At 64.8% G+C, this 10,251-nt stretch carries 5 protein-coding genes; 2 read left to right on the forward strand and 3 right to left on the reverse strand.

The window, feature by feature from the left end; all coding sequences use genetic code 11:
- Positions 1-239: 239 nt before the first annotated feature.
- Together RIE08_08935 and RIE08_08940 are read left to right on the forward strand one after the other, a co-directional pair.
- The gene (locus RIE08_08935) at positions 240-1,844 is read left to right on the forward strand and encodes a DEAD/DEAH box helicase (protein ID MEQ8717722.1); all 1,605 of its coding nucleotides are present in this window, start codon (positions 240-242) and stop codon (positions 1,842-1,844) included.
- A 111-nt stretch (positions 1,845-1,955) separates the two neighbouring features.
- Complete coding sequence (locus RIE08_08940) at positions 1,956-7,043, forward strand: AAA domain-containing protein (GenBank protein MEQ8717723.1); 5,088 nt, start codon at positions 1,956-1,958, stop codon at positions 7,041-7,043.
- Here RIE08_08940 and RIE08_08945 read toward each other — a convergent pair.
- The 3 genes from RIE08_08945 to RIE08_08955 form a co-directional block, all read right to left on the reverse strand.
- Positions 7,040-7,717, reverse strand: coding sequence for a hypothetical protein (locus RIE08_08945; GenBank protein MEQ8717724.1), 678 nt, complete (start codon positions 7,715-7,717; stop codon positions 7,040-7,042). The two genes, RIE08_08940 and RIE08_08945, sit on opposite strands and share 4 nt — an antisense overlap.
- Before the next feature lie 431 nt (positions 7,718-8,148).
- On the reverse strand, positions 8,149-9,405 hold the full coding sequence (locus RIE08_08950; protein MEQ8717725.1) for an endonuclease NucS: 1,257 nt from the start codon (positions 9,403-9,405) through the stop codon (positions 8,149-8,151).
- Positions 9,406-9,485: 80 nt separating this feature from the next.
- Complete coding sequence (locus RIE08_08955; protein MEQ8717726.1) at positions 9,486-10,193, reverse strand: endonuclease/exonuclease/phosphatase family protein; 708 nt, start codon at positions 10,191-10,193, stop codon at positions 9,486-9,488.
- Positions 10,194-10,251 lie beyond the last annotated feature (58 nt).

Here is a 10,251-nt window from a genome sequence, read left to right on the forward strand (position 1 = left end):
GACTTGACGCTGCCGATTCAAGAACCGAACCGCTGTGCCGATATTCCGGATTCAGGACGCGGACCAGGTTCGGGGTCGATTCGCCAATGGGAAACGAGTGGGAGCTGGCGCATGAAATCAGCGAGCTTCTCGACCGGAAGCGGTCGCTGACCGCCAAGGAGGTCGTGAGGCTCCTCCAACACAAGGGGCTGCAGCTCGAAAAGTCGCAGGTGAACTCAGCGTTGTATTCCAACGGCGACATGTTCGCGAACGACGGTCAGACCCCTCCGCGGTGGCGCTTGAAGGCAGCGGCCGCCACACCGGCTGTGAAGCGGGATGAACCACAGCGAGGGCCGGCCAGCGTCCCGTCACGTCGGTCTACGTCCCGGCGTCGACTCTACGCATGGCAAGCAGAGGCGCTCGCAGCCTGGCAGGCGGCGGAGCACCGAGGCGTTGTCGAAGCGGTGACAGGTACCGGCAAGACAGTCGTCGGAATGGCAGCCGCCCGTGCTTCGATCGAGGTAGGGGGCCATGTCCTCGTGGTCGTGCCGTCGATCGAGCTGCAGCGCCAATGGGCGGATCAGCTCCGGTGCGAGATTCCGCGAGCGCGGGTGGGACTACTCGGGAACGGGCGGTCAGCAACGTGGGCCCGTTCCGACATCATCGTCGCCGTCGTGAACTCCGCCCGATCCCGCGACCTCGGCGACCCAGGCCGCGGGGCTCTCCTCGTCGCCGATGAGTGCCACAGGTACGGCTCCGTGGAGAACGCCAAGGCGCTCGATGAACGCTTCGCATGGCGGCTCGGGCTCAGCGCGACGTATGCACGTTCAGACGACGGCAACGCCTCGCACCTCGATCCATATTTCGGGTCCACCTGCTTTGAGATGGGCTACGACAGGGCCATCGATGACGAAGTCACGGCCCATTTCAAAGTTGCGCTCGTTGCTGTTCCCTTCGCTGCGGGGGACCGGGAGGCGTACGAGGAGGCGAACGACGCGGCCAACGATGCTCAGTGGTGGCTGATCGACAAGGGGCACGCCCGGGCCGAGCCATTCGGTGAGTTCATGAAGGACGTCCAGGCCCTCTCGGAGGAGTGGCACGGGAACCAAACCCTCAAGGCCCGGATCTTCTTGAAGAACTTCGCGGAACGGCGCAGGATCCTTGCGGAGACGGCCACGAAGCGCGAGCACCTCGCACGCCTCGTCCAAAGCTTTCGTGAAGCTGACCGGTCGATCGTCTTCACCCAAACCGTCGACGCTGCCGACGATGCTGCCCGTGCCCTCAGGGAGCATGACATCAGGGCGGAGCCGATTCACTCGAAGCTCGATGCTCAGCGACGCCGACAGGTCCTAGAACAGTTCGCGAGTGGCGGGCTCCAGGTCATCACGGCACCGAAGGTGTTGGACGAAGGCATCGACGTGCCGGCCGCCGACCTCGCAGTGATCCTGGCCGCGAGCAGGTCACGGCGACAGATGATTCAGCGGATGGGCCGCGTCCTTCGGCGCAAGGACGATGGGCGCCTTGCTCGATTCGCAATCCTCTACATCCACGACACCTCCGAGGATCCGGGACGGGGCGCACACGGCGAGTTCCTCGATGAAGTCACAACGGTTGCCGACGACGTCCGAGACTTCTCTCTTACCGCTCCTCGAGAAGAGCTGTGCGACTACCTCAACCAGATGACGCCCGGCTCTCCGCAGCCGGCACCACTCCTCGCGACCGCCGACCATGCCTTCGTCATGCCGCCCCCACCCAGGCCGACGGATGGGACAGCTCAGAACCGCACGGGGGGAACGAAGACGGCAGGGCGCCTATTCGTCTCTCGCTCCGCTCCGCGCAGGCACAAGCCCCGGAAAGTCAGCTGATGCCGAGCTCGCAGTCCTCGCCGGACGAGGTGGGGCGTGTGTCACGGCTCCCCGGTACCGCGCGTTACGTCGGCTCCAACCCGGCTGTTCTACGGTGCAAGAAGTCAAGCGATGCAGATCGACTCGGAGTGGTGGGGCGTGGCAGAAGGAACGATTGAGGAGGGCCCGGATGGGCTCGACAACGTAGCCGCCCTCATCGACTTTCTCGAGGCCTACTACCGCCTTGCGCGACCTCCGATCCGAGACATCGCAGACTTCGGCGAGTTTCGAAGCCGTGAGTCCAATCTGCCCGACGGTCCAGGGGTGCATCTATCCCCGAGTGCAGACGCCTGGTTGACGGCAGAGCTCGTCCAACACCCATCCAGGCCCGAGATCCCAGATCATCTTCTTGGCTGGATCGACAAGTCGCAGCTCTCGCCGCACCAGCCACCAGACATCAGCCTGGACGACGACGCCACCGAAGAAGCGCTCGACGCCGCGATTGCGTTGGATACTTGGATCGACAACGAGTGGGAGCAGTGGTCCCGACGCTGGAAGCGGGTCGAGCGGTCTCGCGTCTTCTACAAGGACCTCTATGCCGTCAGGTCTCGCCTCGAGCGGGACCAGGACAGCTTCGAGCTCGTCTGGGGGTTCGGGCGACTCCGTTGGACAGTTGAGCAGGGCCGCATCGACCACCCACTGGTCACAGTCCCGGTCACCATCGACGTCGACTCGAACGGGCGCCTTCAGGTCTCGCCGGATGGCGCCCCGGTTATCGAGGCGACGTTCCTCTCGGACGTGAAGCTTGCCGACCACGCAGGGTTCCTGAAGGTCCGGACTGACCCAGCAACACTCGATGTCGATATCTGGGGTCCGGAGGAGCGCGGTGCGCTTCTTGACCACCTCCTCCGCCTCATCGACCACGATGGCGAGCGTGACCCGACGGGCCCGGCCGCCGGGTCAGCGATCGTCCACGACGAATGGGTCATCTACCTACGACGCCGCCAGGCCGACTACCTCGGCTTCCTCCAGGCTCAACGACAGCTCTATGAGTCGGGAGAGACCCCATCGCTCCCCTTCGCGTCACTCGTCACGGAGCGTCCGTCCGAGCTACCCATCGAGCTCTTCGAGTCGACATCCACATCCGCGACTCCACGCGACGACACCCTCTATCTACCCAAGGAGGCGAACAGCGAGCAGGAGCGCATCCTCAGGCTCGCCCGGGACCGGCCGGGCGTGACAGCCCAGGGCCCACCCGGAACGGGCAAGTCGCACACAATCGCGAATCTTGTCTGCCACTTCGTCGCTCAGGGGAAACGGGTCCTCGTAACGGCGGAGAAGGAACAGGCGCTCGCAGTTCTCAACGAAAAGCTTCCCCCGGCCGTGCGCGAGCTCTCGGTGACCATCGGCGGGGGCGGCACTGCAGCCAATACGGCGATGGAGCGTGCAATCAGCACGATTCAGGACAGGGTCTCGGCCTATGACGAGCGCGAGGTAGCTCGCGACATAGATACATACGCGACCGAAATACAGGAAATCGACGCCACCGTGGCCCTCGCAACCAATCAGCTACGTGAGGCGCGAGCGGCAGAGACACAGCGCCTCACCGGAGCCTTCCCGGTTGGCGATCCGGCAACGCCCAGCCGGGTAGCCGAGTGGGTTGCGGAACACCAGGGCGAGCTGTCGTTCATCCCGGACGTCCTCCCACTCGACCGACCATCGGTTCTGGACCCCGGCGAATGGGCGACCCTGTTGGATCTCTTGGCGCATCTGGATGTCGACGATGTCGCCGCATGCGCACTCGAGCGTCCGATACCCGCAGACCTCGCCTCCGGCGGCGAACTCGCCCGGCTTGCACAAGAACTTCGCGACCTGCGGTCCACCCTCGCAACGGTCGAAGATGGCATTGAGTCCTGGGAACAACTCGATGCCGGGCACGAGATGCTGACAGGGCTCCACGAGGACGTCACCGAATGTGCCGACTGGATGAGAAAGGTCAGTGGCACGTGGCTCGACAAGGTGCGCCAGGAGTCCGCTGCGGCCATCGGCCGCGGAGAGTGGCAGGAATTCGCCGACGGCATCAGCGCCGCTCGGGAAGCGGCCGTCACGTTTCGACGACAGACAGCTGCGCACGAGGTGGCCGTTCCTGGCGATCGAGACCCTGAGCTGGATGAGGGCCTACGGGATGCGCGGCAGCGGTATTCGGCCGGCAAGGGCGTGTCGTGGGTGCAGCGCACAGCATCACGTGCGCTCGACCAATGCACCGTCGACGGTCACCTTCCGAGGACGGCTGACGAGGTCGATCTTTGTGTCGCGGCACTCGACCGGCAGGACCGGCAGCGCGAACTCACACGGCGGTGGCACAACGGAACCAGCCGGGTCGGCGGGCCGGAGCTCGACGGCGGGCGCCCGGCTGAGGACGCTGTCCAAGAGCACCTCGACGGTCTCACCCGAGCGATCAACTGGATCCCGGACGAGTGGCCCGCCCTCTCCGAGCGAGTCCGCGCCATGGGAATCCAGTGTCCCGCAGACCCCGATGTCGAGGACCTCGACCGGCTGGCAGAGACGCTGGGCGTTGTGAGCCGGCGAGCCCGTGAACGCGCACTTACCGCCTACTTCGACGACCTGAGGCGATACCTCGCCAACAAGAGCGGCGGCGAAGTCTCACCACTTTGGAACGAGCTGCGCGAAGCCCTCGAAAGTGAGCGGTGGGAAACGTGGGACCAGACGGTAAGCGAGGCTGCGCGCCTCGCAGCGCTGGAAACCAGAGCGGAACGTCGCCGGCAGCTGAGCGATCGCTTGCACGAAGTTGCTCCGAAGTTCTTGAGACAGCTCGAGACGATGGGCCAGCCCGACCTTCCCCAGCCAAGCATCGTCGAACGCGCATGGACCTGGCGCCAACTCGAATGCTGGCTCGATTCGATTGCTGCACTTCCGTCGACTGGCGAACTCCAGCGGCAGTTGGAGCACTTGGCACGCCAACGCCGCACCGCCATGGAGCGGCTCGTTGCTGCGAAGGCATGGAGAGGGCTCGCTCGGAACTTCACAGACGCCAATCGCATGGCCCTGAACAAGTACCTCACGGCCGTGAAGCGCTACGGGAAGACAGGCGGCAAGTACGCAGCCCGGTGGCGGCGCGAGATGCGGGACGCGCTCAACGAGTCCAAAGATGCTGTTCCCGTCTGGATCATGCCCATCAGCCGGGCGCTGGAGAGCTTTCGCCCATCGTCGCCCACTCCCTTCGACGTCCTGATCGTCGATGAGGCGTCGCAGATCGGCCTCCTCGGGACTCCCGTTCTTGCTCTTGCGAACCGAGCGATCGTGGTCGGCGACGACCAGCAGACGAGTCCGGAGAACGTCGGACTCGAGCGGCAGGGAGTATTCAACCTGATCGATGCCCATCTGAACGAGGTGCGCGATTCGCGCACTCTCTTCGACGGCGACAACAGCCTCTATGACGTGTCGAAGCAGAAGTTCCCCGAGGTCGTCTCACTCCGCGAACACTTCAGATGCCTACCGGCGATCATCCGGTTCTCGAACGGTCGCTACTACGGCGACATGATCCCACTGCGGGACAGGGCACCTTCTCCGAGCTGGCAGCCGCTCGGCACTGTCTTCGTTCCCGATGGATTCCGGGACGGCGACGTCAACGAGCCCGAGGCACTCGCGACCGTCGACCTCATCGCGGAGCTCATCGCCGACAGAGACTACGACGGGATGACCTTCGGCGTCATCGCACTGCTCGGCAAGCGACAGTCGTTGAGGGTTCAGGAGCTTCTCATCGACCGCCTCGGCCCCGAAGTCCTCGAGGAGCGCCGGATCCGCTGTGGCGAAGCGGCGGACTTCCAGGGTGATGAGCGCAACGTGATCGTGTTGAATACCGTCGTCGATCGCCCCGAGGGTCGACGCATCGGAACGTTCACCGACCGCAAGTCTGAGCGACGAATGAACGTGGCCGCGAGCCGGGCGAAGGATCAGATGTGGGTCGTCCACTCGATCCCTCCCGAGGACTTCCCGAATGGCGACCCTCGCGCAGAGCTCATCCGTCACTGCACGGACCCATCAGCGCTCGACGAGACGATGGCGAACCTCGACGAGCTGACGGAGTCGCCCTTCGAGTCAGCTGTCCTCCGCGAGATTCTCGAGCGGGGCTACCGGACCGTGCGGGTCCAGCACGAGGTTGGGCACTACCGGATCGACATCGTGGTCGAAGGACCGAGCCGGTCTCTAGCCGTCGAATGCGACGGCGACCGGTGGCACACCGCTGATCAGTGGGACGCCGACCGGGCCCGTCAGCAGATCCTCGAGCGTGCGGGATGGACGTTCGAGCGGATTCGCGGAAGCAGCTTCTATCGAGACCGCAAGGCGGCGTTGGAACCGTTGTGGGCAAGGCTCGATGAGCTCGAGATTCCCACCGGCGACTGGGCGAGCGGCGGTGTGGAGCTCTCAACGCGACGAGTTGCCCCCACCATGGCCGAACGGCGCGAGATCGACCCACCTGAGCCGGTCGGTACGCCGGTGGCTTCTTCGGTCGAACCGGGACCGCAGCCGCCTAGGCTCGCAACAGAGGCCATCGCCGCAGCGACAGAGGTCGAACACGCTCCCTCCGCTCCTGACGACGCTGCTCCTGCAATAGCGCCCCCGACTCGCGAGGTGGCGCCCGAGCTAACCGAGGACCTCGACCCAGGATCCTTGAAGAAGAGCAGCAGGCTGCTCTCGGAGTATTCGCCATGGACACCGCGGTCGCTGCACTCGGTGCACGATGGCGCCATCTCCCGGATAGGCGAGGAGCTCGTCGAGATCGCGTCAGCCGAGGGCCCGATGCACGTCCTCTTCTTGTTCCAGGTACATGCCAAGGCATCAGGAAACCGCAGGGTTGGCCGCGAGATGAGGAGGTTCTATCTCGACGCATTCCGTGCGCAAGAGCAGCGTGGCCATCTCTCCACGCTCAACGACGACGTGGAGGACGACCTCGAGAAGACAGTCGTCGTTCCGGGCCGCCCGTTCGTCATCGTGCGGCAACTCGGTCCTCGCCAGATCCACGAGGTTCCCCGAAGTGAGATCAAGACGCTCGCGGAGTCACTCGGCTTCAGCGGACGGCTGAACGAGTCTGAGCAGCGGCACGTTCTTCGGGAGTACGGCTTGAAGAAGCTCACCCAGAAGACGGAGCACTACCTCGACGGGTGCATCGCCTATCGGTGGTCCCCACCGAACTTCTAGCCTTCGACGCACCACGACAACCGCCGAGACTCCGCCGACCCGACGGCCACGAGTGGCGGTAGGCCGTCTATCTCGAAGTCCTCATGCAGAGCCGGGGCGCCATACAGGCCCCCCATCGCCCGGGCGAGGCGCCCGAAGAACGCGAGGAGCTCATCGCCGGCCGCGGCGACCTGCTCGGCGTACGCTGTCCCTTGGCGGCGCGCAGAGGGCAGCAGGTCATCCTTCCGCTTGAGTTCCATTACAACGAGACGTCGATCTTCTGGACGGACGCCGACCAGGTCGACGCGTTGCCCGCTCGGTAGTCGCCACTCGTTGCAGACGAACAAGACGCCGTCGAGCGGCAGTGTCAGGCGCGATCGCAATGCCGCCGACATCATCGAGATGGAGAACTGCTCCTCGGGCTTCACCTCTGCCCTTGGGGCCTCGACGCGCCAGCTGGCGACAGCAGTCGCCAACTCGATCGGGTCTACGGACAAGCCGCTGGAAGAAGTCACCTCCCTGCCGATCCCCACCAGCTTCGGCGAAGTCGGAGCGAGAGGGACAACCGTCAGGCCCCGTTCAGCCGGGCGGAGGTAGACCGGGCTACCGAGCTCCGCCTCGTAGCGGTCAAGGAACAGACGCACGTCGGCCGTCGCCTCCAACAGCTGCAGTGACCTCCAGTGTCCTGTTCGCACGGGCGGCCTGATCTCATTCGGCTCATTGCATTGGGCGGCCCCCCTCTTCCGCCAAACCTGAGCCCCGCGACTCCTCCGGTCGACCTTTTCGATGCCGACCTCGTGCGCCATGTTGCTCAGTGCGATAGCGAACTGCGACCGGTCTACATTCGGGTGAGCTCGCATGACGCTCGGATGCTCGATCACGTCGTGAGAGGTGAACTCGTCAGGAAGGTCACGGAGCGCCTGTGCCACAAGCTCGGGGCGGATGATCACGGCCGTGCTCTCATTGCGCTCAGATTCCTGCTGACGATGCCCCGGCCACTCGCCGGCAGCGCCGACACGTGTTCACCGTCCCCGATTGCAGCGCGAGGTGCTGCTACCGGCTCCGGCAGTTCCCAGACATCTCGGCTACCAGAAGCTTCGAGACTCAAGTGCCCACCAGACCTTGTTCAGCTGTCGTCGGAGTGGGTGACGCGCGAGGCGAGCACATCCACATCGAGCCGCTGCTGGGGATCCGCTGAACCATCTTCGAGGAACTGGACTCCTTCCGCCTCGAGACGCCTCCGGCACTCCTCCGGACCCCCTCCATCTTGTGACCTCCATCCAGGAGGAACTGCACCACGCACATTGAGAACGCGATGCGGGTTCGGGAAGTCATCATTGTTGGCTGCCATGTTGCCGATCGACATTGCGGCGGACGAGCCCCCAATCGCCACTCTCGAGAGATCTCCGTAGGTGGTCCACTCCCCTGGCTCCACACAGGCTGCGATCTTCGAAATCGTCTCGAAGTTGGCTTTCGCGCCATTGTCGGGCGCGTCCTCGTCCGGCAGCTCTGAGAGGAAGTCAACGTAGAGAGCGGCGATCTCCATGAGCTCCGGGCCGGAGTACCACCGGTTACCAGATGGCCCGAGCGCTGACTCCACCGACTCAGCCGTGACCCCGTCGAAGAACTCCGCGAACGCTTCTGGGCCGTGGTTGACGCGCAGGCCCTTTCCCGCCTCGGGCGTCAGCACAATGAGGAACCGGTTGCGGTGACTGGCGGGCGTGATCATGATGCTCCGCGTGTAGGGGCGCGGGAAGAGACCCGCCTGCTGGGCTGCGTCGACAATGCAATCGAAGCCTTCTTGGAGCCCTGCGCTCGCTGCAAGAGCGCGGATGTCGTCGACGGAACGCTTCTTGGTCTTCTGCTTCGTCGGCTGGTCCTCTTCGTCCTCGATCACCTCGCGCACGAGGAGCTGCTCGCCGCTCGCGAGCTCGAACACCTCGAAGGAGATGACCCTCAGTGGAAGGTCGAACGCTGCAACAAGGTTCGCGACGCGCTCCAGCCCAGGGTCTACCCCGGCACCGGCGACGATGATCGCGATCTCCCGCTCGTCCTCTTCGTCGTTGGCCAACTGGGTATCGACTGCAGACATGACGTCGGTAGGCCCCGCAAGCTTCCCTGCACCAGATGCGCAGAGCTCGCGTAGAGCCTCTCCGTCGAGATCCCTGATGCTGGCTGCGTAGTCGAGCGCCTGCGCGACGACCTCCCGGTAGAGACGGTCGCGCTTGAGTTCGACGACGACCCAGCGATCATGCACGTCGAGGCAGAGCAGGTCGAGGTATCCCCCATCGACCTTCAGCTGCCGGCCCACTACCCGGAGGCCATCCGAGAGCATCGTGGGGTTCGCCGCCACCCAGTCCTCGAAGTCGAGCTCCTTGGCCATCGCTGACCGCTCGACCCGGCTCGGCTGATCATCGCCGACAGCCCATATCCGCACTTGTGAGGCCATAACCGGAGGGTAGGTCAGGGCCGTGACAGGTGCCTGAGATCCATGACGACGCCGTCGTGGTCGCTCATCCGCACGCCGCCAGCGTCGTTGGGCCACGTTTCGACGGACTCGACAGTCAGGCCCCGAACGGCGACGTGGTCGATGAGGCGCCGTTCGACTCCCGGAACCTCACCGGCCGTGGGGATCGCGAAATCATCGAGGATCGCTGCGAGACGTTCGGCGACATCTCGGGGCTGGCGCGTGCGTGGGATACGCTGGTTGAAGTCCCCGGCGACGATCACCTTCTCATTCGGCGACAACGCTGAGATATACCTGCCCAGCGAGTCGAGGTACCGGCGATGGTCGGCCCACGCTGTGGCCTCTCCCGATCGGACCCGGCTGTGCGACCACGGGATGCAGACGCCCACGGTGCGAACCGGGCCGAACGGGGAGTCGACCGACGCCGCTACGAACCTGCCAGGAACGCTGTCGTCACACACGGACGTCTCGACGTCGTTGAGCGGCATGCGGCTCGCAATGACAACCTTGCGCTCGTCGTCGCCCAGGTGCGACAGACCGGCAGGCCCGGCCGATGCGCGGTGCCACCCATCTCCGAGATGATCGAGATGCGCCTCGGTGAGCACCGCCACATCCGGTGCCACGGCCGCGAGATGTGCGAGAGCAGCGCGCCCCGTCGGCGTCGTCGGCCGCCTCCGCTCGAGGTTCCAGGTGGCAATCCTCACCCTGTGACCGTACGCGTCGGAGAGGACACGACACATCCGTCACGATGATCGGCTAGAA

This window comes from Acidimicrobiales bacterium, assembly GCA_040219085.1.
In the GTDB taxonomy this organism is placed as follows: domain Bacteria; phylum Actinomycetota; class Acidimicrobiia; order Acidimicrobiales; family JAVJTC01; genus JAVJTC01.